Origin of the sequence: Flavivirga sp. 57AJ16, assembly GCF_028736925.1 — a bacterium.
Classification (GTDB): domain Bacteria; phylum Bacteroidota; class Bacteroidia; order Flavobacteriales; family Flavobacteriaceae; genus Flavivirga.
Genome location: NZ_JAQZAT010000005.1, coordinates 172544 through 198726 on the forward strand (window position 1 = coordinate 172544; position 26183 = coordinate 198726).

The window sequence follows — 26183 nt, forward strand, 5'->3', positions numbered from 1 at the left end:
TTATTTTGTTTTATGGTAATCTTTAATTAATAATAATGTTTAGCATTTTTTCGGTTGCCTTAATAGCAGACACCGTTTGATCCGAGTCAAGACCACGCGTTTTAAACTCCTTATCGTGATCTTTCCAGGTTATAATGGTTTCACATAAAGCATCAGAGTTGCTTCCCGGGGGAATCCTTACTGCATAGTCAATTAAACCTGGCAGGATCATATCTTTCTTTTTGAAAATGCTTTTGATGGCATTCATAAAAGCATCAAATTGTCCGTCGCCCTGAGCATTTTCTTCAAAGTTTTCGTTATTTATGGTAATTGAAACCGTTGTGGATGGTTTTAGGCCTTTTGAATGTGTTAATACATAAGAATTGACCTTAACCTTTTCTTCATACGTATAATCTAAAACATCAGATATAATATATGGCAAGTCCTCTTTGGTGACCACTTGTTTTTTGTCACCCAATTCAATAATACGTTGGGTGACTTTCCTTAAATCATCATCGTTTAACTGAAGTCCTAATTCTTGTAAATTTTTCTGAATATTAGCTTTTCCAGATGATTTCCCGAGTGCATATTTACGGGTTCTGCCAAAGCGCTCTGGTAATAAATCACTAAAATATAAATTCTTTTTATTGTCCCCATCGGCATGTATGCCTGCGGTTTGCGTAAATACATTGGCTCCAATCACAGGTTTGTTAGCTGGAATCATAACACCCGAAAATGTTTCGACCAGCTTACTGACCGAATACAACATTTTTTCGTTTACCCCAACTTCTACTTCGGGCATAAAATCATTAATAACGGCAATAGTACTTGCCATAGGGGCATTACCAGCCCTTTCACCCATACCGTTAATGGTTAAGTGGAGTCCGTCTGCACCAGCTTTGAGTGCTTCCATAACATTGGCGACACCTAGATCATAATCATTATGTGCATGAAAATCGAAATGCAAATTCGGGTAAGTATCCTTGATTTCCTTTACAAAATCGTAAGATTCCTTAGGGGTGATAATTCCTAAAGTATCGGGAAGCATAATACGTTTAATAGGCTGTGTTGAAAGAAACTCTAAAAACTCAAAAACATACGTTTTGGAATTGCGCATGCCATTACTCCAATCCTCTAAATAAATATTGGTTTCAATACCTTTTTTATTAGCTAATAAAACAGCTTCTGATATTTCTTTAAAATGCTGACCTGAAGTCTTTTTTAGTTGATGGGTTAAATGATTTAATGAACCTTTAGTAAGTAAGTTTTGTACCTTAGCTCCCGCTTCGATCATCCAATCTATGGAGACGCCCTTATCAACAAAAGTAAGGACTTCAACGGCATGTAAATAATCATTTTTCTTTGCCCAATTAGTGACGTCTTTTACTGCTTGAAGTTCGCCCTCGGAGACTCTAGCTGAAGCTATTTCTATACGGTCTACCTTTAGCTCTTCCAATAAAAGCTTAGCAATGGTTAGTTTTTCTGAAGCAGAAAACGACACGCTCGAGGTTTGTTCACCATCGCGCAATGTCGTATCCATTATTTCTATCCTCTTCATTGCCATTTATAGCATCAAACCATTAGCAAATGTTTCTATCTCTCCTTTTATGTTTTGTAAATAATCAATATCATCAAAACCATTAAGCATGTTGTCTTTTTTATAGGTGTTAATATCGAAAGACTCTTGAGCTCCAGTAGACTTAATCGTAATGGTTTGCTCTGGTAAATTTACTTCGATCTCAGTATTGGCATCTTCATATATGGCATTGAAGATCTGCTCTGAAAACTCAGGGCTCACTTGTACAGGTAAAACACCTATGTTTAAACAGTTGTTTTTAAATATATCTGCAAAAAAGCTAGATACTACACAGCGAAATCCATAATCATAAACCGCCCACGCTGCATGTTCCCTAGAGGAACCAGAACCAAAATTCTTTCCTCCTACTAAAATCTTACCACTATAAATAGGGTTGTTCAATACAAAGTCCTGCTTTGGGGTATTGTCATTATTATATCTCCAATCCCTAAATAAATTATCTCCAAATCCTTTGCGTTCTGTAGCTTTTAAGAACCTTGCAGGTATAATTTGATCCGTATCGACATTTTCTAGTGGCAATGGAACTGCTGTGCTTGTTAGTATATTAAATTTATCGTAAGCCATGTTTTTTAGTATTCTGTTGCCAGTATTTAATTGGCAGTTTTATTATAATTGTTTTTCATAAATATCCCTTTCAAAAGTCCCCTTTGGGGATTTAGGGGATTATAATAAGTCTCTTGGATCGGTTACTATACCTGTAATTGCCGCTGCTGCTGCCACTAATGGACTGGCAAGCAACGTTCTGGAACCAGGGCCTTGACGTCCTTCAAAGTTTCTATTAGAAGTACTTACCGCATATTTTCCAGCAGGTACTTTATCATCATTCATGGCTAAACATGCAGAACAACCAGGTTGTCTTAATACAAATCCAGCTTCAGTAATCACATCCAAAATCCCCTCTTCTTTAATTTTGTCTTCTACTTCATGAGAACCAGGCACTAACCAGGCCGTAACATGGTCTGCTTTTCGTTTTCCTTTAACTATAGAAGCAAACGCCCTAAAATCCTCAATCCTACCGTTAGTACAACTTCCCAGAAAAACATAATCGATCTTTTTACCGATCATAGAGTCATTTTCCTCATACCCCATATAGTTTAAAGACTTTTTATAAGTAGCAACACCACCTTCAACAGCATCGGCATTAGGAATATTATTGGAAATACCAATTCCCATACCTGGGTTCGTTCCATAGGTAATCATAGGTTCTATGTCGCTAGCCAAGAAAGTTAATTCTTTATCGAAAATGGCATCGTCCTCAGTTTTTAAGGTTTTCCAATAAGCGACTGCTTGATCCCAAGCGTCTCCTTTTGGAGATAGCGGTTTGTCCTTTAAATATTCGAAGGTCGTTTCATCTGGAGCAATCATACCACCGCGGGCACCCATCTCAATAGATAAGTTACACACCGTCATACGACCTTCCATGGTCATATTTTCAAAAACATCACCTGCATATTCTACAAAATACCCTGTAGCACCGGAAGTTGTTAATTTTGAAATGATGTAAAGCGCTACATCTTTAGGTGTCACGCCTTTTCCTAATTGCCCATTGACATTAATGCGCATTTTTTTAGGTTTTGGCTGCATGATACATTGTGTAGACAATACCATTTCAACTTCAGAGGTTCCAATACCAAAGGCGATGGCACCAAATGCTCCGTGAGTAGATGTATGTGAATCACCACAAACAATGGTGGCTCCGGGAAAGGTAATACCGTTTTCGGGACCTACGACGTGTACAATCCCATTTTTTTTATGACCAAGTCCCCAATGGCTAATACCATATTCGTTAGAGTTATCTTCCAAAGCTTTTAATTGATTTGCCGATAACGGATCTTCAACGGGTAAATGTTGGTTAATAGTAGGTGTATTATGATCGGCCGTAGCAAATGTACGCTCTGGGTACAGTACGCTTAGACCTCTATTCTTTAAACCTAAAAAAGCCACAGGACTTGTTACTTCGTGTATAAAATGGCGATCAATAAAGAATACATCTGGTCCGCCTTCAATCTTTTTTACAACATGCGAATCCCACACTTTGTCAAATAATGATTTGCTCATAAAATATTTAAAATTTAATGTATTGAACGCTTCTTGACCTTTATTACTATTTCCTAAAACCTGCCTGTGGCAGTTCGGTTAAACACAAAAAGTCAAGATGGGTTCTTGTATATTTAGTAAGCAAATTTATAAAAAACTACTTTTTTTTGCAGTCTTTTTAGTGTAGAAGATACTTTGCTATTAAATTTTTATAAAATCCCCAACAAACAGTCTATTCTTTAAATTAAATGCAATAAAACATCAAAATTGATTATAATTTCCAAAACATCAATTTTTGTATAGCTAAGTCTCTATAAAATGGCATAGAATATTTAGAAATAAAAAATTGAAGTTCAAGGTAAAAAGCGTAGGTATAGCCTAGTTCAATGTCATTAAGTTAATGTAATTTGTTCTTTATTTGTCACATTGGGTACTTCGACTATAGTTTATCTAGCGAAGTCGAAATGCTAATAAAAACTAGAACTCCAATTGGTCTTCGACTATTAATAAGCTAAAAAAGGACTGTCAGCAATTAAAAGTTTAAAAGGCATAATGTTAGTATTAAAATCATGCATCCTCACCTACATCTATTTCAGTCTATCCGCCACATATTCTATTCGTGTTTTTCCGTGGGGCTTCGTTCTGCCATCTTCTCCAAGGTTTACCATGACAATATTAGAGATCGTAATAATAGTTTCCCTGGTCATTTTATTTCTAACTTCACTGCTCAACACCAGAGACGCATTTCCAAATTTAACAACTTCAATGCCAATTTCTACAATATCGCCTTGTTTGGCCGAAGCCTTAAAATCTATTTCACTCATATATTTGGTTACAATTTTTTGGTTTTCGAGTTGAATAATGGCATACAAAGCAGCCTCCTCGTCTATCCATTCTAATAATCTACCTCCAAATAATGTTCCGTTAGGATTTAAATCTTCCGGTTTTACCCATTTTCGCGTATGAAATCTCATGTGGTTTTATTTTTATAATAATTTTTGTTGTTTATCCTCATTTGGGATGGACAAAGAATACCCCAATTCTTGATTGATTTTTCTAATAAAATATGCCGATAACAAAGGGGACTCTTTTTCTATATTTTGATGGATAAAAAAGTCAATTTCCTTAATTCCAGAATCTTTCCAAAATTTTAATCGCTCTACCCAATCATCCAAGCGGGAATAGTCCGTTGGATGGTTGGTACCAACATAGCGAATAAAAGCAGTAGCATTCGTTAAACGCATATGCATTAAATCGCGTCTGCCCGCAGTATCTACAATAACATTAGAGATGTTATTTTCTTCTAATAACTGGTACAGTTCTTTAGCTACAGAAGCATCGTTATACCAGTTGGTATGTCTAAATTCAATAGCCAAAGGGACTTCCTTAGGCCAATTTTCCACAAAAGTAATGACCTTATTAAAATCTTTGGGCGCAAAATTACTGTGCATTTGTAAAAAGATGGTGCCTAATTTTTCTTTTAGATGGGATGCGCTGTATAAATAATCCTCAACAATAGCTTGGGTTTCATGTAATCGTTTCCAATGGCTTATTTCCTGATTTAACTTAGGAAAGAATTTAAATCCTGAAGGTGTTTTGTTATACCAAGTGGCAAATTGTTCTGCCGAAAAAATTCTATAAAAAGTGGCATTTAATTCGATGGCGTTGAATTGTCTTGAATAATATGCCAGCTCATCTTTGGTACCTCTTGGGTAAAACCCTTTAAGGTCTGCCCTATTCCACTTGGCACAACCCACATAAATTTCAGGCATGTTACCATCTTTTATTTTATTTAATACTTTATGGGTTCCTATATGATCTTTCGGTAAAGTAAAGTCTATTATTTCTGGGGTTTCTACACTTCCAAATTTCATATGGTTATCGTTTCATTAGCCACATTTTATTACGTGGAAAAAGTTATGAAGGATGGCATTCAAAAAAGTTCAGCTTTTCATTATTATTTAATATTCTGGATACCGAAATAAATTCGTGATCAAAAGTAAAAATTTTAAAAGTATTTTTAGTGCTTTTGTCGTAATAACAAAAATTTAACAGTGGTGTTTGGAATATTTTTATATATTTGGAACGTTCATTTCAAATAAATATGCCGAAAGTAGAAACATTCGATAAAGTGCTAGTCTTAAAAAAGGCTACTGATGTCTTTCATGAAAAAGGCTATAACGCCACATCTATGCAAGATTTGGTAGATGCTACTGCCCTTAACAGATCGAGTATTTATAATTCTTTTGGAAGTAAACTGGATTTATTTTTAGAATGCTTGAAGTCTTATCAGGACCTATATATTATAAAAATTTCTGAGACTATGGATAAGGCAGATCATGCTTTACATGCTATAGAGCTTCTTTTTGAATTTTATTTAAATGAAATTCTTAGTGATAATGAAGATAAAGGCTGCTTGATTACCAATTGTATCTCAGAAATGGCCAATCAAGAAACATCTATAATAAATTTTTTGAGCTCCAATCAGCGTTTTTTTATGGAACTATTAGAAGAATTGGTAAAGAAAGGCCAGAAAGAATCTACCATTAATCGCCATAGAACCTCCAAGGAATATGCTTTGTATTTGTTTTCATCCATACAAGGTTTTAGAACGACCGGGATCTTGATATCTAATAAAAAAGACTTACAAACTATTGTAAAGACTATTATACAAACATTAATTTAATTTTTTTTAATTCTATTTGGAACGATTGTTTCAAATAAACATACGCAAATTATGAGTAAATTGAAAAACAAAGTCGCTATAATAACTGGCGCAAACAGTGGAATTGGCTTAGCAACGGCCAAATTGTTCTTAAAAGAAGGTGCTAAGGTTGTTCTTTCGGGAAGACGCCAAGAAGCCCTGGACGAAGTAGCAAAAAGCCTAGAGGGCCATTTTATTACTGTTCTAGCAGACGTTTCAAAACCAGAAGATAATATTAAGCTTATAAAAGAAGCCACGAATGCTTATGGAAATATTGATATATTATTCTTAAATGCAGGAATCGCCCCTATTGCCCCTGTTACAGAAATTGATGAAAATCATTATGATGATACTTTTAATATCAATGTTAAAGGACCAATTTTAGCCATTAAGGCTGCTTTACCACATATTAACGACGGTGGTACCATATTATTTACGAGCTCCATCGTAAATAAAAAAGCATTTGATGGTTTTGGTGTATACTCTGCGAGCAAGGGCGCTTTACGTTCTTTTTCAAAAGTATTAGCTTCTGAAGTAAAATCTAGAGGCATACGTGTAAATACGATTGCTCCCGGGCCTATAGATACGCCTATTTTTGGAAAAATGGGTTTACCGGAAGACGTGTTGGAAGAAACAGGTAAAGAGTTTGCGGCGATGGTACCTTTAGGACGTTTTGGCTCTGCTGATGAAATAGCAAAAACCGCTTTATTTTTAGCTTCAGAAGATGCTTCTTATATAAATGGTGTTGAATTGGAAGTAGATGGTGGTTTAAGTCAGATTTAAGTAAAAATCATGAGGCTATATAAAAGTATTATAAGAGGTTCGTGGGCAACTTTTAGTTTCAAATACTTTTATATAGTCTTTCATTTTATTTAGAAGTCAAAAAAATTAGCATCTTAAATGTTTTTGTTAATAAATTCGTTAACAATTAAGGAGTTCACGACAATTTTTGGGGCATAATAATCTATACTTTTATAAAAATCAATATTATGAATACAAGACAATTTAACCTAAAAAGTATTCGTCCAGAAGTGCCTTCTACAACTATAAATGATACGATGAGTAGTGATGAGCGTTTTCAAAATTTAGTGTTAAGGCCTATTACAAAGTTACAAAGTGATTTGTTGGTAGCTGTTTTTAAAAATTATGTTATTAAACATAAATCGGTTTTTTATGATTTATCTATTGAGAAACGCTTAGTCTATATCGAAAATGCCATTCAAAGGGATATGAAATTTAGAAACTCTTTAAAAGGTATGATTATTGGGCAGTTTACCGTTGAAGAATATCTATTGTATATAAAAAATTCATCTGCTTTAAATAAGCGGATGATGCATATCGTTAAAGAGGAATTGCTAAGTAATATCCAACTTTTAGAAAAACCGGATTTACTGGCTGCTGTTTAATTAAACTCTGCAACTTCATTGTAGCTACTTTAGTTTCTGTAAACATTTTACCATAATTCCAATATTCCGCGCTTGATGCGAAATCCATTTTCTTATATGGATTCCTGTTTCCGTAGGAGTGAACAAGCAGCTATTTATTGGGCGTCTTTTGAATCATGCTCAAAAGTTGTATTAAGGTAAAAGTTTTGGTCGATTTGAAAAAAAGGTCTGTTATTGACCTATCCAGGTTTAACCCTCCTAAATTTCGACTTAGTCGAAATTATCCTCTCTTTTGAAAACTACCGTGAATACACAAAAAAAGCACAAAAAAAAGATTGGACACGAATGGCACAAATTTTCACTAATTATTCAGACTATTGACAGGATTTCAAGCCTATATAGACTAGGGATTCATATTCATGCAGAGTCCAACCAATACCATAAAGTATTGGATTCGTGTGAATTTGTGCCATTCGTGTCTTTTTTATAGATGTGTACTCACGGTAGTTTTGAAAATGGAGGAGCAAGTCCGATTTGTATTTTCGGGTACAGTTTTTAATATTACCCCACATGTTATAAATGATTCCATACCACACATCGCACACAACTTTTGGGATTGATCCCTTCTTTTAACGTTGAGTTAAGTAATGCCGTTCCTCATAAAAATGAGGACCTAAATTAAAGACACACCGTTTAGGTCTGTAGTAAGCACGTCACTCATATAATTAAAATAGGGTCTAACAGCTTTAAAAGAATCATTCACATCTTTTATGAAATTAGCATCCAGCACTTCTTTGTCCGTATACTTCTTAGTAAATATGTATTGCTTCTTTTTTATCAAATCAATGGCTTTATGCTCTTTACTAAAGCCTTTTGGTGCTGTTTTTACTTCGTCTCCAACAAAATGGTCCCCCCAAACACTGTTAAACTTTTTATTTGCCAGAATATCACGAATTTCACCATCGTCCATTTCAAACTCTTTCCTAATCCGTAATAAATCGGCAGGTGCCGGTTCCCAAAAGCCTGTCGCAATAAAACTTTCATTATGGGGTTGAAGATGCAGGTAATATCCGCCTCTTAGCCTAGGTTTTGCCCTGTGAAACGAACCGCCAAAATGTGTTTTATAAGGATCTTTATTTTTTGAAAAACGAACATCCCTATAGATTCTAAACATTTTTAGCTTATCTATCTCGTCGTGTGTATTTAAAGTTTCGTAAACTAAATTATAAACTTGCTTAACTTCCGCTTCTATAGCTTTAAATTCTTTTTTCCGTTCGTTAAACCAATCTCTATTATTGTTTTTTTCCAACTTTTTAAAAAAATCTAGCGCTTCTTTTGGAACTCTTACTCCCATGTTTATTGTGTTTTTTGAAATTGATGTTTAATTAGGTTTATAGCCTGAATAAGGTGAGGTAAATTACAAAAATCACTTTATTATTCAAACTCAATATTGTTAAGGATGAGTCCCGATGCTGGAGCGATGTACGCCATTTTGATATCACTATCCGGTAATAGGCTCGTTTTTATGTCTTCTAAAGACAGGTTCCCCTTTCCCAAATCGATCAATGTCCCCATCATCAATCTTATTTGATTTCTCATAAACCCCTTGCCTTTTACTCTTAATATATAGGTTCTTTTAGGGAAATAATTTGCCGAATAAATGGTGTTCTCTACTAATTCGCATAACAGGATCTCTCGATGGTAAATGCCATTTTCTGAAGGTTTATAGCAAAACGATTTAAAATAGTGCTCTCCTTCAAAAAGTTTAGCTCCTTGTTTCATAAGATCTATATCTAGATCATCAAGGATGGTCGTCATAATGGGCGCGCAAAACGGATGGCATTTTTCCCCGTAGGTAAATAAATATAGGTACTCTTTAATTTTTGAGTGGTTTATGATATTAAAATCCGCGTTGACTTCACGTATACTTTTTGCTCTAATGTCCTGTGGAAGATTATGGTTAAATAATTCCAGAAAGGCTTTTTTGTCTTCAATAGGCTCGAATAAAAACAACTCAAAAGCCGCATTTTCGGCAGACACCATAGCATCGGTCCTACCAGAACTTAAGCTTTTAAACCGTTTGCCTTCAAGAATAAAATTTAGAGTTCTATCTACCATCAAATGAAGCGTTTTTACATGGGGTTGTTTTTGCCAACCATGAAAACGATAGCCTAAGTATTGAATGGTGAAAACGTAAAAATATTTTTTCATTTTTTCATTTAAAAGTTCTCCGCCCCAAAAGGGTCTACCTCTCCAAAGAAGAGGTTAGAATTGCTATTTTTTTGCAATTCTGGGTGGGGCAAAATACGTTCTTTATTAATTGTGACAAAAAAATTTATACCTTGTATTCCAGATCAATAATTTGGAATACTAACTAAAAACTAATCATTATGACTGAAACATCAACAAACAAACCCCCTATTTGGTTTTGGATAGTAAGTGTTATAGCTCTTGTTTGGAACGGACTTGGGGTAGACGGTTACTTGGGACAGGCCTATAATACGGAAAGGTACCGTAGCGCTTTCTCTGCCGAAGAACTTGAAATGGCTGCAAATATGCCTTCATGGATAACGGCTACTTTTGCTATTGCCGTTTTTGCCGGTGTTACTGGCGCTATTGGGCTTTTATTAAGAAAAAAATGGGCCACTATTTTTTGGGTTATTTCATTAATTGCGGTTATTATCCAAATGGGATATGGTTTTATTAATGAACAGATAACACATTTGTGGATGACCGTCATGATTATTGTTTTTGCCTTTATTTTTCTATGGTTTTCCAGGAAATCCCAGGCAAAAGGATGGATTTCATGAATTATACCAAATGAATTTTAAAATGATTGGAAATAAATTTGAATTATATTTTCTTCTAAAGGAAATAGAAACGGGTTTAACCAGTTATTTTGAAGTTTATTTGGTATAAAAACTAAAAAACGGGTGAATTCTTTGGTTTTTAACTTAGAATTCACCCTCTTTTAAATTATTTGAAGGGGTATTTACTTCGCTCCGTAAGCATTATAAGCAGCCAACTGTTTTTGGGTCAATAAACTTTTTTTGGAAGTCATTGTTTCCTTTAGTTTGGACATCAAGGCATTTTTATAAGCTTCTTTCTTTTTCTTTGATTTGGACGTTTCCGTTTTGAAAACAATAAGCGATCTGTAAATTTCCCGAAACTTAGCTTCTTGCTCTTCTGAAAGTTTTAAGGATTTATCTGTTTCTGTTAACATAACATTATCCTCTTTGATTAAATCATTTATCTGATCATCAATGTCTTGTTGAGCAAATACGGCCGATGACGTGATTATAAAAAACAATAACGACATGATAGTTTTTTGTAGATTCATGGGGGTAATAGTTTAAATTATAAAGTAAATATAATGAAATTTAATCGAAAAAGAACTCTCCAAGGCTTTGCTTCGGAGTTTCCGTTGAAATTGTCATTCCCGTGAAGACGGGAATCTAAATAATAAAATTTCGGTTTTTTGACAAAAAAAATCAAAGTCTATACTCAGAAAGCATGGCTTTGTCTTTGTATATAGTCCGTTTCAAGAAATTCTTTTATTTATGTCTTCCTTTTAATTCTTCCTCAATATCTTTTAATGTGAACCCTTTTGCCTGCAAAAGCATTAAATAGTGAAATAATAGGTCTGCCGATTCGTATAAAAACAGTTCATCGTTATCATCCATGGCCTCAATAACTGTTTCTACAGCCTCCTCTCCTACTTTTTGGGCTATTTTATTAATGCCTTTTTCAAATAAGCTTGCTACATATGATTTCTTCGTGTCTTTATTTGAAATGCGTTCAGCAATGACTTCCTCTAAAGTTGAGAAAAAACCGTATGTAGGTTTATTTTCGGTTTGCCAACAGGTATCTGTTCCTTTGTGGCATGTAGGGCCTATAGGGTTTACCTGAATTAAAAGTGTATCATTATCGCAGTCATTTTTTATATCGACTAAGTTTAGAAAGTTTCCACTTTCTTCACCTTTGGTCCATAAGCGCTGTTTGCTTCTACTAAAAAAGGTAACCTGCTTGGTTTCGATTGTTTTTTTATAGGCTTCTTCGTTCATATACCCCAACATTAACACCTGCTTTGTTCTGGCATCTTGTATAATGGCAGGTACAAGTCCGTTGTTATCGTATTTTATCGTCATAATTTTTGTTATTGAATATTGAAAAAGGCCCTTCGACTGCGCTCAGGGAGACATTCCCAATTAAACGACTAAAGTCGCACTTCTATATTATTAGCTTTTAATTCTTTTTTTAAGTCTGGGATGGGAATTTCTCCAAAATGAAACACACTTGCTGCTAAAGCGGCATCCGATTTCCCTTCTTTAAAAGTGTCTATAAAATGCTGAACGTTTCCAGCACCGCCCGAGGCTATAATAGGGATATTCAATGCTTCAGATAGTCTGGCCAAAGCTTTATTGGCAAATCCATTTTTGGTACCGTCATGATTCATGGATGTAAATAAAATTTCGCCAGCACCGCGCATTTCAACTTCTTTTGCCCATTCAAATAAATCAATTTTGGTTGGAATACTACCACCTGCCAAATGTACTTTCCACTGCCCATCAATTTCTTTTGCGTCTATGGCAACAACAATGCACTGGCTTCCAAATTTATTGGATAATTCATTAATAAGCTCGGGCCTTTTAACTGCCGATGAGTTTATGGATACTTTATCTGCGCCGCATTTTAACAGGGCATCTACATCTTCGATAGAAGAGATCCCGCCTCCAACAGTGAATGGAATGTTTACTTGTTCTGCGACATGCAATACCATGTCCAAAGTAGTTGCACGTCCTTCCAATGTTGCAGAAATATCAAGAAAAACTAATTCGTCTGCCCCAATATCTGCATATTGTTTTGCTAATTCAACAGGATCACCAGCATCACGTAAATCAATAAAATTAACACCTTTAACGGTTCTCCCATTTTTAATGTCCAAACAGGGTATGATTCTTTTTGTTAACATTTAAAACTCTTTATTTTTATTCCCGTGAAGACGGGAATCTCATGACAAAATAATTAATTATACAAATTTTTCTAATTCGAACAGGCTTATTCTATTTTCGTAAATAGCTTTTCCAATAATGACCCCTTCGCAGCCAATTTCTTTTAAAATTGGTAACTCATCAATGGATGAAATACCCCCAGAAGCTATTAGCTTAATGGATTGGTTGTTGCTACTATTAGAGCATTCTGAAATGATTTTTTTATACAGTTCTACCGATGGCCCTTCAAGCATCCCATCTTTTGAAATATCTGTACAGATAACATATTTAATTCTTTTCTTTTGATAAGATTTAATAAACGGAACAACATCTTCCTCACTTTGTTCCATCCAACCACTTATAGCAACTTTTTCATGGTCGCTATCTGCGCCTAAAATAATTTTTTCAGAGCCATATCTATTGATCCAGCCTTCAAAAGTGCCAGGGTCTTTAATGGCTATACTTCCTCCAGTGATCTGTTTTGCTCCAGAATTAAAGGCAATATGTAAATCTTCATTTGTTTTCAGCCCACCACCAAAATCTATTTTAAGATTGGTTTTGGACGCTATTTGTTCCAGTACTTTATAATTTACAATATGTTTGGCTTTGGCTCCATCTAAATCAACTAAATGTAAGTATTCAATGCCAGACCCCTCAAACATTTTGGCAATTTCTAAAGGGTTTTCATTATACACTTTCTTGGTATCATAATCTCCTTTGGTCAATCGAACGCATTTTCCGTCGATGATATCTATGGCTGGTATTATTCTCATCTTAAGAGTTAAATATTAAAAGTTAAATATTAAATATTAAAAAAGTTAAAAGTTATTTCCTATTGCGCTTTGCTGTATTAATTGATTGCAACTGTAATAGCTAACAATTCTTTTCCTTCTTGTTTCAATTTTATTATTTCTTCTGATTGATCTGAGAGTATTTCTTCAAATATTTCTAACCAATAAACACTTTCATCTGCTTCTTCCTCTACTATTTTTAATTTGTTTATAAAATCTGCTGTAGATTTAGGTATTTTAAAACAAAAATGCCAGCAATCTAATGCAAACTTTTTTGTTCTATTCAATAATTCATTTTTCATACTACAACTTTTAATATTTAATTTTTCACTTCTAACTTTAAAAAGTTCTCTAATATCTTAGCGCCTGCTAAACTACTCTTTTCTGGGTGAAATTGCACACCATAAAAATTATTGTGTTGTAATGCCGAGGCATAATTAATACCATAATCTGTTTTTGCTATGGTTTCATCACAGTGTTCGGCATAGTAGCTATGTACCAAATACATATATTCACTTTCTTTAATTCCAGAAAATAAATCGGATTTTAAGTCTTTTATAACATTCCATCCCATTTGTGGTACTTTTACATCGTTGGCAAAACGCTTTACCTTTGTTTTAAATATACCAAGCCCTTTGGTGTTTCCCTCTTCGGTGGATTCGCATAGTAATTGCATCCCCAAACAGATCCCTAATACGGGTTGTTTTAAAGTGGGGATGAGCTTATCCAATCCGCTACTTTTTAGCATGGTCATGGCCGTACTTGCTTCTCCCACCCCTGGGAAAATAATTTTGTCTGCCGCTATAATTTCTTCTGGATTATTTGATAGAACAGCATCAATTCCTAGTCGTTTAAAAGCAAATTGAATACTTTTAATGTTCCCAGCGCCGTAATTTATAATTACTAACTTCATTTGATTTTTGAATTATGATTTACGAATTACGATTTGTGAATTTGTAAATCGTAACCCTGAATTCCTAAATTTCATAATATTCCTTTTGTACTTGGCAAGATCATTTTCTCAACATCTCGCTTTACAGCCATCTTTATAGCTTTTGCAAATGCTTTAAAAATAGCCTCGATTTTATGATGTTCGTTTTGTCCTTCTGCTTTAATGTTTAGATTTTTGAATTATGATTTACGAATTACGATCTGTGAATTTGTAAATCGTAACCCTGAATTCCTAAATTTCATAACATTCCTTTTGTGCTTGGCAAGATCATTTTCTCAACATCTCGCTTTATAGCCATCTTTATAGCTTTTGCAAATGCTTTAAAAATAGCCTCGATTTTATGATGCTCGTTTTGTCCTTCTGCTTTAATGTTTAAATTACATTTAGCACCGTCTGTAAACGATTTAAAGAAATGATAAAACATTTCGGTTGGCATTTTTCCAATCATCTCCCGTTTAAAGTCAGCTTCCCAAACAAGCCAATTTCTTCCGCCAAAATCAATAGCAGCTTGTGCATAGCAATCGTCCATAGGCAAGCAAAACCCATAGCGTTCTATTCCTAATTTATTGCCCAAAGCCGTATTAAACAATTCTCCTAGGGCAATAGCTGTATCCTCAATAGTATGGTGTTCATCGACTTCTAAATCGCCTTCTACTTTTATATTTAAATCCAATTGTCCGTGGCGGGCAATTTGATCTAACATATGGTCAAAAAAAGCAAGACCAGTATCGATATTGCTTTTTCCTGTGCCATCTAGGTTCACTTTTATGGCAATCTTTGTCTCATTAGTGTTTCTAATAATTTCCCCTGTACGGGCATTTGTTTTTAAAAAGGTATAGATCGCTTCCCAATCATTGCTCTCTAAGGCAATATATGCATCCAAGAGTTCTCTTTTTACAGTGATTTCATCGGTTCCCAAATGGGTCTCATCGTTTATAAAAATACCTTTGGCCCCTAAGTTTTTTGCTAACTCAATGTCTGTAAGCCTATCCCCTATTACAAATGAATTTTCTAAGTCGTAATTATCAGAAAAATATTTTGTTAGTAGGCCCGTATTCGGTTTTCTTGTTGGCGCATTGTCCTTTGCAAAAGTTCTGTCGATAAATTGTTCTTTAAAAACAATGCCTTGATCTTCAAAACATTTAATAATAAAATTATGGATAGGCCAAAAATCACTTTCTGGAAATGCTTCTGTTCCCAAGCCATCTTGATTAGTGACCATCACAATTTCATAATCCAGTTCTTTAGCTATTTTACCTAGATATTGAAACACTTTAGGGTAAAACTCTAATTTTTCAAGCGAATCGATTTGCTCATCTGCAGGCTCTTTGATAATGGTTCCGTCGCGATCTATAAATAGTACTTTTTTCATGTTTTTTATTCCTGCGAAGGCAGGAATCTTTTTAATTTAAACTTAAATTTTCTATAGTGGATTCCTGCCTTCGCAGGAAAGACAATCTACTTTCTATTCTATTTAAAAGCTCCTGAAACTAGTTCAGGATTTCGATATGGATAAAAGTTCCTTTATCAATATCTCATTCTCCTCTTTTGTCCCAACAGTCAATCTTAAACAATTTTCACAACCTGGTTGTGTGGTTCTGTTTCTTATAACAATACCTTGATCTATAAGTTGATCGTAACGTTTTGTTGCATCATCTACTTTCACTAAAACAAAGTTGGCATCAGACGGGTAAATTTTTGAAATAAAACCAATAGTATCCAGCTTTGAAATTAAAAGGGCACGTTCTTTTAAAATAGTATCGATTTGACTTGCTGCTAAATTCTTTATGCTCAATTGTTGAATAGCTTTTAGTTGCGTTAGCTCATTAACATTATACGGTGGCTTTATGCTGTTTAATAATGAAATAATCTCGGTTGATGCATAACAGACGCCTAGTCTAATCCCTGCCATGCCATACGCTTTAGATAGGGTTTGAGTGACTATTAAATTAGGGAATTCTTCTAAGCGATCTATCCAACTTCTTTCTGTTGAAAAATCAATATAGGCTTCATCAATGACAACAATGCCTTTAAATTTATTTAATAATTCTTCAATGGATCGACTTGAAAAACTGTTGCCCGTCGGATTATTTGGCGAACATAGGAAAAGGATTTTACTGTTATGATCTACTGCATTTAATATAGCTTCAACTTGTGGTTGAAAACTGTTTGATAATTGCACTTCTTTGATGCCTATAGCGTTAATATTAGCCAAAACACTATACATACCATACGTTGGAGGTAATATGATGATATTGTCGTTGTTTGGCTCGCAAAAGACCCTAAAGATAAGATCCAATACTTCATCACTTCCATTGCCCAAAAGCATGTTTTTCGAACTCACATTTTTGATTTCGGAAAGTATCGCTTTTACGCCTCCTTGTTGAGGGTCTGGATAACGGTTCACCCCATTGTCGAACGGGTTTTCATTGGCGTCCAAAAACACCATAGCACCGTTAGTGCCTTTAAACTCATCTCTTGCGGATGAATAAGGCTTTAATGTTTTTATGGTTGGCCTTACTAGGCTGTCTATGTTGAAATTTGTTTTCATTTTCATTTTTAGGGCTAAATTTATGAGATTCCTGCTTTCGCAGGAATGATATCTTTTAACCTAATGGATACAGCATTTTTGTGCGCTTGTAAACCCTCTGCTTCTGCCATTAATTCTATGGTTTCTCCTATATTCAACAAACCTTCTTTTGATATTTTTTGGAAGGTCATGCTTTTTAAAAAACTATCTAAGTTTACTCCAGAATAGGCTTTTGAAAATCCATTGGTAGGTAAGGTATGATTTGTTCCTGAAGCATAATCTCCTGCACTTTCGGGCGTATAATCCCCTATAAAAACAGAACCTGCGTTTGCTATGCCATTTATATAGAATTCTTCATTTTTAGTACAGATAATAAAATGTTCTGGACCATATTCATTAATCAAATCAAGTGCAGACCCATCATTTTCCATATAGATTAGCTTAGAGTTAGCAATAGCTTTTTTAGCAATAGCCTGTCTTGGTAATGCTTTAATTTGCCTTTCAATCTCTTCAGAAACCAAGTTGATTAATTTTTTAGATGTCGATACTAAAATAACCTGGCTATCGGCACCGTGCTCTGCTTGACTTAATAAATCTGAAGCAATATAAGATGCGTTGGCGCCATCATCGGCAACGACCAATAATTCACTTGGTCCTGCTGGCATATCAATGGCTACCCCAAATTTTGTAGCAAGTTGTTTTGCCACGGTTACAAATTGGTTTCCCGGTCCGAAAATTTTATAAACTTGCGGGATGGTCTCCGTTCCAAACGTTAGACCAGCTATAGCTTGAATGCCACCAACTTTAATGATTTTTGTAACGCCACAAAGTTGTGCTGCAAAAAGAATTTCTGGCGCTAGTTCTCCTGCTTTATTAGGAGGTGAGCATAATACAATCTCTTTACAACCTGCAATCTGTGCTGGAATGGCTAACATTAAAACGGTCGAAAACAAAGGTGCAGTACCACCAGGGATGTAGAGTCCTATTTTTTCAATGGGTCGCTTTTCTTGCCAGCACTGTACCCCGTTTGTAGTTTCAATGTCTACTTTAGATGTTCTTTGTGCCAAATGAAATGCTTCAATGTTTTGCTTGGCTTTTTTAATAGCGTTTTGAAGTTTTTCCGGAACACTTTCTAGAGCCTTTTGAACAGCTGCTTCTGTAACGATATGGGATTGTAAATCGATCCCATCAAAACGTGCTGTGTATTTATTTATAGCGGTATCACCATTTTTAACAACATCATTAAAAATGGTGCTTACCGTACTTTCCATGTCATCAATGGTTTGCGTTGGTCGTTTTAAAACCTGCGACCAACTTTCTTTATTTGGATTATCTATGATTTGCATATTCGTATCATTTTAAAGGATACTGAAACGTACTTCGATTCCGCTCAGTACAAGAGTTCAGTATTAAAGCACCATTTTTTCAATAGGACAGACCAAAATGCCTTGTGCACCATTAGCTTTTAATTCATCAATAACATCCCAAAACTCATTTTTGCTTATAACAGAGTGAACAGAACTCCAGCCTTCTTGTGCTAAAGGTAAAACCGTTGGGCTTTTCATGCCCGGTAATACATTAATAATGGCCTGGATTTTCTCGTTAGGGGCATTCAATAAAATATACTTTGATTGACGTCCTTTTAATACGGATTGAATTCTAAACTGAATTTTATCAAGAATGGCCTGTTTATCTGCACTAAGAAGCGGAGAAACAGCTAACACAGCTTCGGATTTAAGAATGGTTTCTACTTCTTTTAAGTTATTTTTAAACAAGGTACTTCCGCTAGAAACGATATCACAAATGGCATCTGCTAAGCCTATGTTTGGCGCTATTTCCACAGAACCATTAATAATGTGAAGGTTCGCAGAAATATGATTCTTTTTCAAATAACTTTTAACGGTATTTGGATAGGATGTCGCAATACGTTTTCCTTCTAAGTCCTGAATGCCTTTGTAATCAACCGATTTTGGTACAGCGATACAAACCCTACAGGTAGAAAAGCCCAATTTTTCGGCTACGCTAATGTCATTACCTTTTTCGATCAGAACATTTTCACCTATAATCGCTGCGTCTACTACGCCATCTTTAAGGTATTGCGGGATGTCCCCATTTCTTAAGTAAAATACCTCTACTGGAAAATTTCTGGCTGCTGCTTTTAATTGATCCTTTCCATTATCGATAGAAATACCGATGTCTTTTAAAATTTTCATCGAGTCTTCGTTTAAACGCCCCGACTTTTGTACTGCAATTCTTAGTTTACTCATTTTGTTTTTTTTATGAGTTTGAAACAATCATTTGGAGTTAAAAATCAAAAAAACCCGTTTGATTGTCTCAAACGGGTTTAAAAATATGTTGCTTTTATTCAATACATTTTCAGTTCGCTTGAGAGCAAATATGAAAATGATGATGAAATTGAATAAAGTTCATGTCTTGATTTATTTATGCAAATATCTGTAATTTATATTTATAATTCCAAATTATAGTTAAAGATTTAATAAAATTAAATAAAACCTGTTTTTTTGCTTTTAAAATTTATCTATTTTTAAAGAATAAGCTTAAATATTAATAAATTATGAAATATCCAGTCTATTGTTTTATTATTCTTTTTTCATTTCAAAGTGCTGTTTTTGCTCAGAAAAGTGCTATGGTGATTATGGAAAAAGCTCAAGAAAAAGCTAAAAAAGAAAATAAAAATGTGCTTATTATTTTTCATGCTTCTTGGTGTGGTTGGTGTAAAAAAATGGATGCTAATATGAATGACCTTGTTTGTAAAGATTTATTCGACAAGAGTTTCGTGACCGAACATTTAGTGATTATGGAACCAGATGCAAAAAATCATTTAGAAAATCCTGGTGCAGAGGATATGTTTAAGCAATACACAGGTGGCAAACAGACCGGGATTCCGTTTTTTTTAATTTTTAATAGCGATGGCAAGCTTATGGAAGATTCTTTTGATTCCGATAAGCAAAATATAGGCTGCCCTGCCAGTAAAAAAGAAGTTGCTGAATTTGTTAGGATATTAAAGAATACTACAAATTTAAACGATAAAGAATTGGCTGTGATTTCTAAAAAATTTACACTTAAATAAAAGCGCTTGAAAAATTGCTGAATCCCAAACTTGAGACATCTAAGAAGGCAGGCTAAAAAGCATTATATTTTGTCATTCAGAGTACTTCGACTACGCTCAGTACAGGCTATAGCGAAGAATCTTTAGTTTGTACAAATCAAAACATTATAGTATAAAGAGATTCTTCACAGCTTCGCTGCTACCTTCTAAACAAAATATATTTTGTTTCTCGGTAATATTCTGAATGACACTTCTTTTAGAAACTTATTACTATTATTTATTAGTTTCCTAAAATAATAGGCATGCCACTATCTCCAGAACCAATAACAACAACTTTACTATTTGGTGATTCTGATAGCTTAATAGTTGCTTCTATGCCTTTATCTTGAAGAATTTTATCTGTTAAAGAAGCACTTAAAATACGGTTAGCATCTGCTTTACCCTGTGCTTCAATAATTACTTTTTCTGCTTCTTTTGCAGCAGTTACCAGTCTAAATTCGTATTCTAAAGATTCTTGTTCTTGCCTTAGTTTGCGTTCAATAGCTTCTTTTATAGTGTTTGGCAAGGTAACATCCCTTACCAAGACCTCGTTTAATTGTACATATTGTTTATCGAGAATCTTTTTGGTTTCGATAAAAATTTCATCTTGAATGGCATCACGCTTACTGGAATATAATTGTTCTGGCGTATAACGACCTACAACACTACGAGCTGCACTGCGAATAGCGGGCTGTATAACACGTTGTAAATAGTTTTGTCCAAGAGATTGGTGTAAATTCCCCAAGTCTTTATATACTGGCTCATACCAAGCTGAAGCATCAATTTGGATCTCTAGTCCATTTGAAGATAGTACTTTCATTTTTTCAAAAAGTTCTTGTTGGCGTACTTCATAAACAAATACTTTATTCCAAGGTGCTACTACATGGAACCCTTCTCCCATTGGTGGTTCATCGATAACAACCCCTTCTCCAAAGGTTTTAAACAATACGCCTGCTTCACCAGAATCTATTGTTACAGCAGATTTCGCTAATACTATAACAAGTATGATTGCAGCAATAATTACTGGTAGTGCAATTTTTGGTAATTTTTCCATTATTATTTTAATTTAAATTAATCCGTTATATTTTCTAATAAACCATTCCAGACCTAAGCTTAAGGCGATTATGATAAGTAGATATTTCCAATCTATCAAAGGTATAATATTTTTATTGCTTTTTTGGATAGATGCATAACGATTATCGTTTAATAAGTCGTTTACTAAATCCTTTGTATTGTCAATAAAATAACTTTTGCCTTTACTGTTAGTAGCTAATTGTTGCAGCTTTGTTACATTGGCATTTAAAAATTGCTGCTCAACATGATACTCTAAAATCTGAAAGCTCCCTGATTTGGCGACATTAGCATGGGTTGCCTTTACGGTAAAACTATATTCTGAAGGGGGTAAACTACTCAAATCTACTTGAAAATTATTGTTTTTAAGAATAAGCGGGAATGTTTTATTTTCTTCTGAAATATTATCTGTTACAGAGATATTGAGTGTTTCACGCGAATCAAAAACATAATTTTTGTCAAAAAACTCGGCTTTGATTATAATATGACTACTGGCGTTGTAGAAAGACTCATAATCAACATTTAATCGATCTTTTCTTTTACTTGAGGCTAAATACTGAACAAGCTTTCCTATAAAATCATCAAATGGATTAAATGATTTGTTATTCGTATAGCTTTGTGCTCTCCATTGCCAAATGTTTTCCCCAAATAACGCCCCTTCTCTCCTACCATTAGTCTCAAAAGTCACCAATAAAGGCTCATTTGTTGAGATACCATTAATGCGCTTGTTTAAAATGGATTCGAATGGCGTAGTAAAAGAGACTGATCCATAATTTGAATTTAGAGGCGGGAATGATTCAAAGTCGATATTATCAACTATAAATGGTGCATAACCGGTGTTTAATTCTGCTTGATACGTTTCGGTCTGGTTTGTGATTTCACTTAAAAAATCAAGCTTGTTGTTATTTAAGAAATTTAAATCGGTTTTAGTTCCTATAATGGTAAAACAATTCTTGTTTTCTTTTTCTAAAACCTTAAATAATTCTTTAAACTTATAGTTTGGTTGATTTATTATAACTAATTGAAAATCATTTATTTTATTTATTATATCTTTTGAATTAAAAAATTCAACAGAGCGCTGTTCATTACTTTCAATACTCTTTTTTAGGGCTCCTAAATCTGGGTGTAAAAAATCACTAACTATAGCAATTTTTGTTTTCTGATCGATGACTTCTACCGCAAAGTTTTTAGAATTATTAATCTTGTTTTTTTCATTATCGATAGGAACAATCGTTGCTTTATAACTACTTACACCAACACCATTTGCCGGTAATGTAAAGTTAAGAACCTTCGAGTTGTTTTCTTTTGATAAGCGAATCGATTCAGAATAGACGGTTGTATGCCCCCTTGTTACTAGAAAACGGGAATTTATGGTGCTATTTCCATTATAAACTAAAATGGTTTCTACAGGAAATCTGTTTTTCAAATAGGCATACTTGTTTACATTGAGTTGCTGAATTTTTAAATCGGTGTATGTTACCGTATCTCCTAATATAACTGGATAAATGTTTTGTTTGTATGTCGATGTGGCGAACTGATAATCATCACCATAGGTTTGGTTACCGTCTGAAATCAATAAGGTAGGTGCTGTTGTTTGTCTATATATTTGGGATAATTGCTTAAAAGCATGGTTAATATTTGTCTGATTCCCTGAAAAAGTAATGGAATCCGATGCTTTAAACGATGCGCCAAATGTATAGAGGTCTATATTGAATTTATCATTTAAATGATCATCATTAGACAGTCTTTCAACTAAATTAAGAACTTGCTTATCTTGATTGAGATGCTTTATAGAACTTGAGTTATCTATAGCTACGACCAAATTTGGTTTTTCTACGGAAAGTTTAACTTGTTCAAACTTCGGATTTATAAGTAATAAGAGCATAGAAAAAATGCTGAGAAACCTTAAAAAAGAAAAAAGCATGCTCAATCTGGACATGCTTTTCTTTTTAGTATAATACTGAAAAAGCGCTAAAAACAGGGCTGTAATTCCAGCAAGTATGATATAAATAATCGTTTCTGTTTGCATTTTAGATGGCCGATTTTTTTGATTGCCGATTCTTGAATTCAAAAATCGTGATTCGTAAATCTAAAATTAAGTCAGCATACCGCCATCAACATGAAGTGTTTGCCCGGTGACATAAGCACTCATATCACTAGCTAAAAACACGCAAACATTCGCAATATCTTCTGGGGTACCACCACGTTTTAAAGGAATTGCGGCACGCCATCCTTTCACAGTTTCCTCGTCAAGTTTTGCTGTCATTTCTGTTTCTATAAAACCAGGTGCAACGACGTTGCTTCTTATATTTCTGGAACCTAATTCTAAGGCTACTGATTTTGAAAACCCAATAATCCCAGCTTTTGAGGCTGCATAATTAGTTTGTCCGGCATTTCCTTTAACACCAACCACCGAACTCATATTTATAATAGAGCCTTTACGCTGTTTTAGCATGGTGCGCTGCACAGCTTTTGTCATATTAAAAACCGACTTTAGGTTTACTTCTATAACCGTATCAAAGTCTTCTTCGCTAATACGCATTAATAAATTATCCTTTGTTATACCTGCATTGTTCACCAAAATATCGATGCTTCCAAATTCGGAAACAACTTCATCTGCCAATTTTTGAGCGTCGTCAAAACTAGCGGCATTACTTTGATATCCTTTTGCTTTTACGCCCAGTGCATTCAACTCTGCTTCTAATGCGTTTGCAGCTTCTACAGAAGCACTGTATGTAAATGCCACATTGGCGCCTTGTTCTGCAAATACTTTTGCAATACCCTTACCAATTCCACGACTTGCTCCAGTAACTATGGCTGTTTTTCCTTCTAACAGTTTCATGTGTATATATTTATTGTTTTTTATTTGTCACATGTAGCATCCATATAATCATTGTCCTTGAATATTGAACTTTTAGTTATGGATGTTTCATGTGTATATATTTATTGTTTTTTATTTGTCACATGTAGCATCCATATAATCATTGTCCTTGAATATTGAACTTTTAGTTATGGATGTTTCATGTGTATATATTTATTGTTTTTTATTTGTCACATGTAGCATCCATATAATCATTGTCCTTGAATATTGAACTTTTAGTTATGGATGTTTCATGTGTATATATTTATTGTTTTTTATTTGTCACATGTAGCATCCATATAATCATTGTCCTTGAATATTGAACTTTTAGTTATGGATGTTTCATGTGTATATATTTATTAATGTTATGAATGCACAAATTTTACCTTATACGATTCGTAAGTAAAATTGTTAATTATTTTCAATTCAAATATAACAAATACAAGTTGCACCAAATAAAAAAACCTCACAAGATTTTATGAGGTTTTTAAGAAATTTATAATGGATTAATTCTAATTATTTGCAACAAATTTAATATCAACCATTCCAAGATATGATATTTTGGAAAACGTTGCAGGCAAGGTTTGACTGGTACCAAAGTTGGAGCCGTAACCAGAAATTAATAGATCTCCCATTTCTACAGGAAATAAGTCACTTACACCATTGGTAAACTGGTAATAATCGTTAGTATTAACCGAAACGAAGTATGCTGTTCCAGAATCTACAGTTATAGGTTCTATATCTTCAAAAGATAAAAGTCCCGAACTTGAAGTGACCATAGCAGTTGCCAAAACGGTTTCTGTCTCTACATTCCATAACGTTACTCGATATATATCATTATTTGGCACTCTAATCCCTAATGCCGTGATCTTACCATCTTTAAATGATTTAAATTTATAGCCAATCTCGAAGGTGTTAGGCCCATCAACTTTTTGGTAGTTCACCTGCATATGCCCACTTTCTATCAATGACTTCATGGGGTATTGTGGTGCAGCTTCTATAATTTCCATGTCATCATCATTTTTTGAACAACTATTAAATAATATCCCCATTAATATTATTCCCCAAATTAATTTTTGTGCTTTCATGATTTCTAGTTTTTATACTAGTATATAAACAAGACCTTATTTTTGTTACCCTATGGCACAAAAAAAATCCGTTAACCAATAAAAGTTAACGGATTAATATTTTAAAGAACTGTTAGAGGTTTACCCTAATACTTCAGCTACTTTCTTTCCTATTTCTGCAGGAGAATCGACCACATGAATACCACAAGCTCTCATAATTTTCTTTTTGGCCTGGGCTGTGTCATCACTGCCTCCTACAATAGCACCAGCATGTCCCATAGTACGTCCTGCAGGAGCTGTTTCTCCAGCTATAAAACCTACAATTGGTTTTTTACTTCCACTATCTTTATACCAGTTTGCAGCGTCTGCTTCTAATTGGCCACCTATTTCCCCGATCATAACAACAGCTTCTGTTTCTGGATCATTAATCAATAATTCAACAGCTTCTTTAGTGGTTGTCCCAATAATTGGATCGCCACCAATACCAATGGCCGTAGTAATTCCCAATCCTTGCTTTACCACTTGATCGGCCGCTTCATACGTAAGTGTTCCAGATTTGGAAACAATACCTACTTTACCTTTTTTGAAAACAAAACCGGGCATAATCCCAACTTTAGCTTCTTCTGGAGTAATAACTCCTGGACAGTTAGGGCCAATTAAGCGGCAATCTTTATCTTTTATATAGTTAGATGCAGTAATCATATCTGCAACGGGAATACCTTCTGTTATTGTAATAATGACTTTTATCCCGGCATCTGCAGCCTCCATAATAGCATCTGCAGCAAAAGCGGGTGGAACAAAAATTATGGTAGTATCTGCTCCAACTTTATTAACAGCATCTAAAACGGTATTAAAAACGGGCTTATCTAAATGTGTTTGCCCACCTTTTCCTGGTGTAACACCTCCAACCACATTGGTTCCGTACTCAATCATTTGACTAGCGTGGAATGTTCCTTCACTACCTGTAAATCCTTGAACTATAATTTTTGAATCTTTATTTACTAAAACACTCATAGGTGATTATTTGTCTTTTTTATTAATTTAATTGAGCAAATGTAATTTTTTGTATTAAAATTCTAAAGTAAAAATGTACTTTTTATTTTAAAAGCG

The 26183-nt window shown here is 34.3% G+C and carries 27 protein-coding genes and 1 pseudogene; 5 read left to right on the forward strand and 23 right to left on the reverse strand.

Annotated elements, in window-relative coordinates; all coding sequences use genetic code 11:
- Window positions 1-22: 22 nt before the first annotated feature.
- The 5 genes from PQO00_RS07145 to PQO00_RS07165 all read right to left on the reverse strand — a co-directional run bounded on the left by PQO00_RS07145 (window position 23) and on the right by PQO00_RS07165 (window position 5487).
- Entirely contained in the window at window positions 23-1543 is a 1521-nt protein-coding gene (locus PQO00_RS07145; RefSeq protein ID WP_274184149.1) for an alpha-isopropylmalate synthase regulatory domain-containing protein, read from the reverse strand.
- Window positions 1544-2140: a 3-isopropylmalate dehydratase small subunit gene (leuD, locus tag PQO00_RS07150; protein WP_274184150.1), complete on the reverse strand. Its 597-nt coding sequence runs from the start codon at window positions 2138-2140 to the stop codon at window positions 1544-1546.
- A gap of 99 nt (window positions 2141-2239) precedes the next feature.
- Window positions 2240-3634, reverse strand: a complete 1395-nt coding sequence (leuC, locus tag PQO00_RS07155) for a 3-isopropylmalate dehydratase large subunit (RefSeq protein WP_274184151.1) — start codon at window positions 3632-3634, stop codon at window positions 2240-2242.
- 566 nt (window positions 3635-4200) lie between these two features.
- Window positions 4201-4587: an acyl-CoA thioesterase gene (locus tag PQO00_RS07160; RefSeq protein WP_274184152.1), complete on the reverse strand. Its 387-nt coding sequence runs from the start codon at window positions 4585-4587 to the stop codon at window positions 4201-4203.
- Window positions 4588-4599: 12 nt separating this feature from the next.
- On the reverse strand, window positions 4600-5487 hold the full coding sequence (locus tag PQO00_RS07165; RefSeq protein ID WP_274184153.1) for a DUF72 domain-containing protein: 888 nt from the start codon (window positions 5485-5487) through the stop codon (window positions 4600-4602).
- 230 nt (window positions 5488-5717) lie between these two features.
- Here PQO00_RS07165 and PQO00_RS07170 point away from each other — a divergent pair, with 230 nt between their 5' ends.
- The 3 genes from PQO00_RS07170 to PQO00_RS07180 all read left to right on the forward strand — a co-directional run bounded on the left by PQO00_RS07170 (window position 5718) and on the right by PQO00_RS07180 (window position 7723).
- Complete coding sequence (locus tag PQO00_RS07170; protein ID WP_274184154.1) at window positions 5718-6299, forward strand: TetR/AcrR family transcriptional regulator; 582 nt, start codon at window positions 5718-5720, stop codon at window positions 6297-6299.
- Between the two features lie 51 nt (window positions 6300-6350).
- Complete coding sequence (locus tag PQO00_RS07175; RefSeq protein ID WP_274184155.1) at window positions 6351-7100, forward strand: SDR family NAD(P)-dependent oxidoreductase; 750 nt, start codon at window positions 6351-6353, stop codon at window positions 7098-7100.
- 206 nt (window positions 7101-7306) lie between these two features.
- Window positions 7307-7723: a glyoxalase gene (locus tag PQO00_RS07180; protein WP_274184156.1), complete on the forward strand. Its 417-nt coding sequence runs from the start codon at window positions 7307-7309 to the stop codon at window positions 7721-7723.
- Between the two features lie 652 nt (window positions 7724-8375).
- On the opposite strand, the gene PQO00_RS07185 is transcribed toward PQO00_RS07180, so the two are convergent.
- Together PQO00_RS07185 and PQO00_RS07190 are read right to left on the reverse strand one after the other, a co-directional pair.
- Window positions 8376-9056, reverse strand: coding sequence for a DUF2461 domain-containing protein (locus PQO00_RS07185; protein ID WP_274184157.1), 681 nt, complete (start codon window positions 9054-9056; stop codon window positions 8376-8378).
- Between the two features lie 80 nt (window positions 9057-9136).
- Complete coding sequence (locus PQO00_RS07190) at window positions 9137-9913, reverse strand: tRNA pseudouridine(38-40) synthase TruA (protein ID WP_274184158.1); 777 nt, start codon at window positions 9911-9913, stop codon at window positions 9137-9139.
- A 179-nt stretch (window positions 9914-10092) separates the two neighbouring features.
- On the opposite strand from PQO00_RS07190, the gene PQO00_RS07195 reads away from it, so the two are divergent.
- Window positions 10093-10512: a hypothetical protein gene (locus PQO00_RS07195; protein ID WP_274184159.1), complete on the forward strand. Its 420-nt coding sequence runs from the start codon at window positions 10093-10095 to the stop codon at window positions 10510-10512.
- A 182-nt stretch (window positions 10513-10694) separates the two neighbouring features.
- On the opposite strand, the gene PQO00_RS07200 is transcribed toward PQO00_RS07195, so the two are convergent.
- The 11 genes and pseudogenes from PQO00_RS07200 to hisG form a co-directional block, all read right to left on the reverse strand.
- The gene (locus PQO00_RS07200) at window positions 10695-11042 is read right to left on the reverse strand and encodes a hypothetical protein (RefSeq protein WP_274184160.1); all 348 of its coding nucleotides are present in this window, start codon (window positions 11040-11042) and stop codon (window positions 10695-10697) included.
- 214 nt (window positions 11043-11256) lie between these two features.
- Window positions 11257-11850 (reverse strand): bifunctional phosphoribosyl-AMP cyclohydrolase/phosphoribosyl-ATP diphosphatase HisIE, encoded by a 594-nt coding sequence (gene hisIE, locus PQO00_RS07205; RefSeq protein WP_274184161.1) that lies wholly within the window; start codon window positions 11848-11850, stop codon window positions 11257-11259.
- A 68-nt stretch (window positions 11851-11918) separates the two neighbouring features.
- Window positions 11919-12674 (reverse strand): imidazole glycerol phosphate synthase subunit HisF, encoded by a 756-nt coding sequence (gene hisF, locus PQO00_RS07210; RefSeq protein WP_274184162.1) that lies wholly within the window; start codon window positions 12672-12674, stop codon window positions 11919-11921.
- A gap of 57 nt (window positions 12675-12731) precedes the next feature.
- Window positions 12732-13466: a 1-(5-phosphoribosyl)-5-[(5-phosphoribosylamino)methylideneamino]imidazole-4-carboxamide isomerase gene (gene hisA / locus PQO00_RS07215; RefSeq protein WP_274184163.1), complete on the reverse strand. Its 735-nt coding sequence runs from the start codon at window positions 13464-13466 to the stop codon at window positions 12732-12734.
- Between the two features lie 77 nt (window positions 13467-13543).
- The gene (locus PQO00_RS07220; protein WP_274184164.1) at window positions 13544-13786 is read right to left on the reverse strand and encodes a four helix bundle protein; all 243 of its coding nucleotides are present in this window, start codon (window positions 13784-13786) and stop codon (window positions 13544-13546) included.
- A 17-nt stretch (window positions 13787-13803) separates the two neighbouring features.
- On the reverse strand, window positions 13804-14397 hold the full coding sequence (hisH, locus tag PQO00_RS07225) for an imidazole glycerol phosphate synthase subunit HisH (RefSeq protein ID WP_274184165.1): 594 nt from the start codon (window positions 14395-14397) through the stop codon (window positions 13804-13806).
- Between the two features lie 71 nt (window positions 14398-14468).
- Window positions 14469-14609, reverse strand: a pseudogene (locus PQO00_RS07230) (bifunctional histidinol-phosphatase/imidazoleglycerol-phosphate dehydratase); the annotation flags it as partial.
- Window positions 14610-14674: 65 nt separating this feature from the next.
- Window positions 14675-15808: a bifunctional histidinol-phosphatase/imidazoleglycerol-phosphate dehydratase HisB gene (hisB, locus tag PQO00_RS07235; RefSeq protein WP_274184166.1), complete on the reverse strand. Its 1134-nt coding sequence runs from the start codon at window positions 15806-15808 to the stop codon at window positions 14675-14677.
- 123 nt (window positions 15809-15931) lie between these two features.
- Window positions 15932-16987, reverse strand: coding sequence for a histidinol-phosphate transaminase (hisC, locus tag PQO00_RS07240; RefSeq protein ID WP_274184167.1), 1056 nt, complete (start codon window positions 16985-16987; stop codon window positions 15932-15934).
- A 20-nt stretch (window positions 16988-17007) separates the two neighbouring features.
- Window positions 17008-18312 carry a histidinol dehydrogenase gene (gene hisD, locus PQO00_RS07245; protein WP_274184168.1) on the reverse strand — a complete coding sequence of 435 codons (1305 nt, stop codon included), beginning with the start codon at window positions 18310-18312 and terminating at the stop codon, window positions 17008-17010.
- A gap of 63 nt (window positions 18313-18375) precedes the next feature.
- On the reverse strand, window positions 18376-19233 hold the full coding sequence (gene hisG, locus PQO00_RS07250) for an ATP phosphoribosyltransferase (protein WP_274184169.1): 858 nt from the start codon (window positions 19231-19233) through the stop codon (window positions 18376-18378).
- A 308-nt stretch (window positions 19234-19541) separates the two neighbouring features.
- Between hisG and PQO00_RS07255 the strand changes: the two genes are divergently transcribed.
- Entirely contained in the window at window positions 19542-20057 is a 516-nt protein-coding gene (locus PQO00_RS07255) for a thioredoxin family protein (protein ID WP_274184170.1), read from the forward strand.
- 259 nt (window positions 20058-20316) lie between these two features.
- On the opposite strand, the gene PQO00_RS07260 is transcribed toward PQO00_RS07255, so the two are convergent.
- The 5 genes from PQO00_RS07260 to sucD all read right to left on the reverse strand — a co-directional run bounded on the left by PQO00_RS07260 (window position 20317) and on the right by sucD (window position 26087).
- Window positions 20317-21129: a prohibitin family protein gene (locus tag PQO00_RS07260; RefSeq protein WP_274184171.1), complete on the reverse strand. Its 813-nt coding sequence runs from the start codon at window positions 21127-21129 to the stop codon at window positions 20317-20319.
- A gap of 12 nt (window positions 21130-21141) precedes the next feature.
- The gene (locus PQO00_RS07265) at window positions 21142-23175 is read right to left on the reverse strand and encodes a VWA domain-containing protein (RefSeq protein ID WP_274184172.1); all 2034 of its coding nucleotides are present in this window, start codon (window positions 23173-23175) and stop codon (window positions 21142-21144) included.
- Window positions 23176-23241: 66 nt separating this feature from the next.
- On the reverse strand, window positions 23242-23988 hold the full coding sequence (fabG, locus tag PQO00_RS07270; protein ID WP_274184173.1) for a 3-oxoacyl-[acyl-carrier-protein] reductase: 747 nt from the start codon (window positions 23986-23988) through the stop codon (window positions 23242-23244).
- Between the two features lie 530 nt (window positions 23989-24518).
- Window positions 24519-25094 carry a DUF4082 domain-containing protein gene (locus PQO00_RS07275; RefSeq protein WP_274184174.1) on the reverse strand — a complete coding sequence of 192 codons (576 nt, stop codon included), beginning with the start codon at window positions 25092-25094 and terminating at the stop codon, window positions 24519-24521.
- A 120-nt stretch (window positions 25095-25214) separates the two neighbouring features.
- Complete coding sequence (gene sucD / locus PQO00_RS07280) at window positions 25215-26087, reverse strand: succinate--CoA ligase subunit alpha (protein ID WP_274184175.1); 873 nt, start codon at window positions 26085-26087, stop codon at window positions 25215-25217.
- Between the last annotated feature and the right edge of the window lie 96 nt (window positions 26088-26183).

Bases quoted from the DNA above. Each gene is read 5' to 3' on its own strand.
- hisIE (WP_274184161.1), bottom strand. From the start codon at position 11,850: ATGACGATAAAATACGATAACAACGGACTTGTACCTGCCATTATACAA.
- PQO00_RS07275 (WP_274184174.1), bottom strand. From the start codon at position 25,094: ATGAAAGCACAAAAATTAATTTGGGGAATAATATTAATGGGGATATTA.
- hisH (WP_274184165.1), bottom strand. From the start codon at position 14,397: ATGAAGTTAGTAATTATAAATTACGGCGCTGGGAACATTAAAAGTATT.
- hisA (WP_274184163.1), bottom strand. From the start codon at position 13,466: ATGAGAATAATACCAGCCATAGATATCATCGACGGAAAATGCGTTCGA.
- PQO00_RS07175 (WP_274184155.1), top strand. From the start codon at position 6,351: ATGAGTAAATTGAAAAACAAAGTCGCTATAATAACTGGCGCAAACAGT.
- hisF (WP_274184162.1), bottom strand. From the start codon at position 12,674: ATGTTAACAAAAAGAATCATACCCTGTTTGGACATTAAAAATGGGAGA.
- PQO00_RS07190 (WP_274184158.1), bottom strand. From the start codon at position 9,913: ATGAAAAAATATTTTTACGTTTTCACCATTCAATACTTAGGCTATCGT.
- sucD (WP_274184175.1), bottom strand. From the start codon at position 26,087: ATGAGTGTTTTAGTAAATAAAGATTCAAAAATTATAGTTCAAGGATTT.
- hisB (WP_274184166.1), bottom strand. From the start codon at position 15,808: ATGAAAAAAGTACTATTTATAGATCGCGACGGAACCATTATCAAAGAG.
- PQO00_RS07170 (WP_274184154.1), top strand. From the start codon at position 5,718: ATGCCGAAAGTAGAAACATTCGATAAAGTGCTAGTCTTAAAAAAGGCT.
- PQO00_RS07160 (WP_274184152.1), bottom strand. From the start codon at position 4,587: ATGAGATTTCATACGCGAAAATGGGTAAAACCGGAAGATTTAAATCCT.
- PQO00_RS07195 (WP_274184159.1), top strand. From the start codon at position 10,093: ATGACTGAAACATCAACAAACAAACCCCCTATTTGGTTTTGGATAGTA.
- PQO00_RS07260 (WP_274184171.1), bottom strand. From the start codon at position 21,129: ATGGAAAAATTACCAAAAATTGCACTACCAGTAATTATTGCTGCAATC.
- PQO00_RS07200 (WP_274184160.1), bottom strand. From the start codon at position 11,042: ATGAATCTACAAAAAACTATCATGTCGTTATTGTTTTTTATAATCACG.
- leuC (WP_274184151.1), bottom strand. From the start codon at position 3,634: ATGAGCAAATCATTATTTGACAAAGTGTGGGATTCGCATGTTGTAAAA.
- hisD (WP_274184168.1), bottom strand. From the start codon at position 18,312: ATGCAAATCATAGATAATCCAAATAAAGAAAGTTGGTCGCAGGTTTTA.
- PQO00_RS07255 (WP_274184170.1), top strand. From the start codon at position 19,542: ATGAAATATCCAGTCTATTGTTTTATTATTCTTTTTTCATTTCAAAGT.
- fabG (WP_274184173.1), bottom strand. From the start codon at position 23,988: ATGAAACTGTTAGAAGGAAAAACAGCCATAGTTACTGGAGCAAGTCGT.
- PQO00_RS07180 (WP_274184156.1), top strand. From the start codon at position 7,307: ATGAATACAAGACAATTTAACCTAAAAAGTATTCGTCCAGAAGTGCCT.
- hisC (WP_274184167.1), bottom strand. From the start codon at position 16,987: ATGAAAACAAATTTCAACATAGACAGCCTAGTAAGGCCAACCATAAAA.
- PQO00_RS07165 (WP_274184153.1), bottom strand. From the start codon at position 5,487: ATGAAATTTGGAAGTGTAGAAACCCCAGAAATAATAGACTTTACTTTA.
- PQO00_RS07185 (WP_274184157.1), bottom strand. From the start codon at position 9,056: ATGGGAGTAAGAGTTCCAAAAGAAGCGCTAGATTTTTTTAAAAAGTTG.
- PQO00_RS07265 (WP_274184172.1), bottom strand. From the start codon at position 23,175: ATGCAAACAGAAACGATTATTTATATCATACTTGCTGGAATTACAGCC.
- PQO00_RS07145 (WP_274184149.1), bottom strand. From the start codon at position 1,543: ATGGCAATGAAGAGGATAGAAATAATGGATACGACATTGCGCGATGGT.
- hisG (WP_274184169.1), bottom strand. From the start codon at position 19,233: ATGAGTAAACTAAGAATTGCAGTACAAAAGTCGGGGCGTTTAAACGAA.
- PQO00_RS07220 (WP_274184164.1), bottom strand. From the start codon at position 13,786: ATGAAAAATGAATTATTGAATAGAACAAAAAAGTTTGCATTAGATTGC.
- leuD (WP_274184150.1), bottom strand. From the start codon at position 2,140: ATGGCTTACGATAAATTTAATATACTAACAAGCACAGCAGTTCCATTG.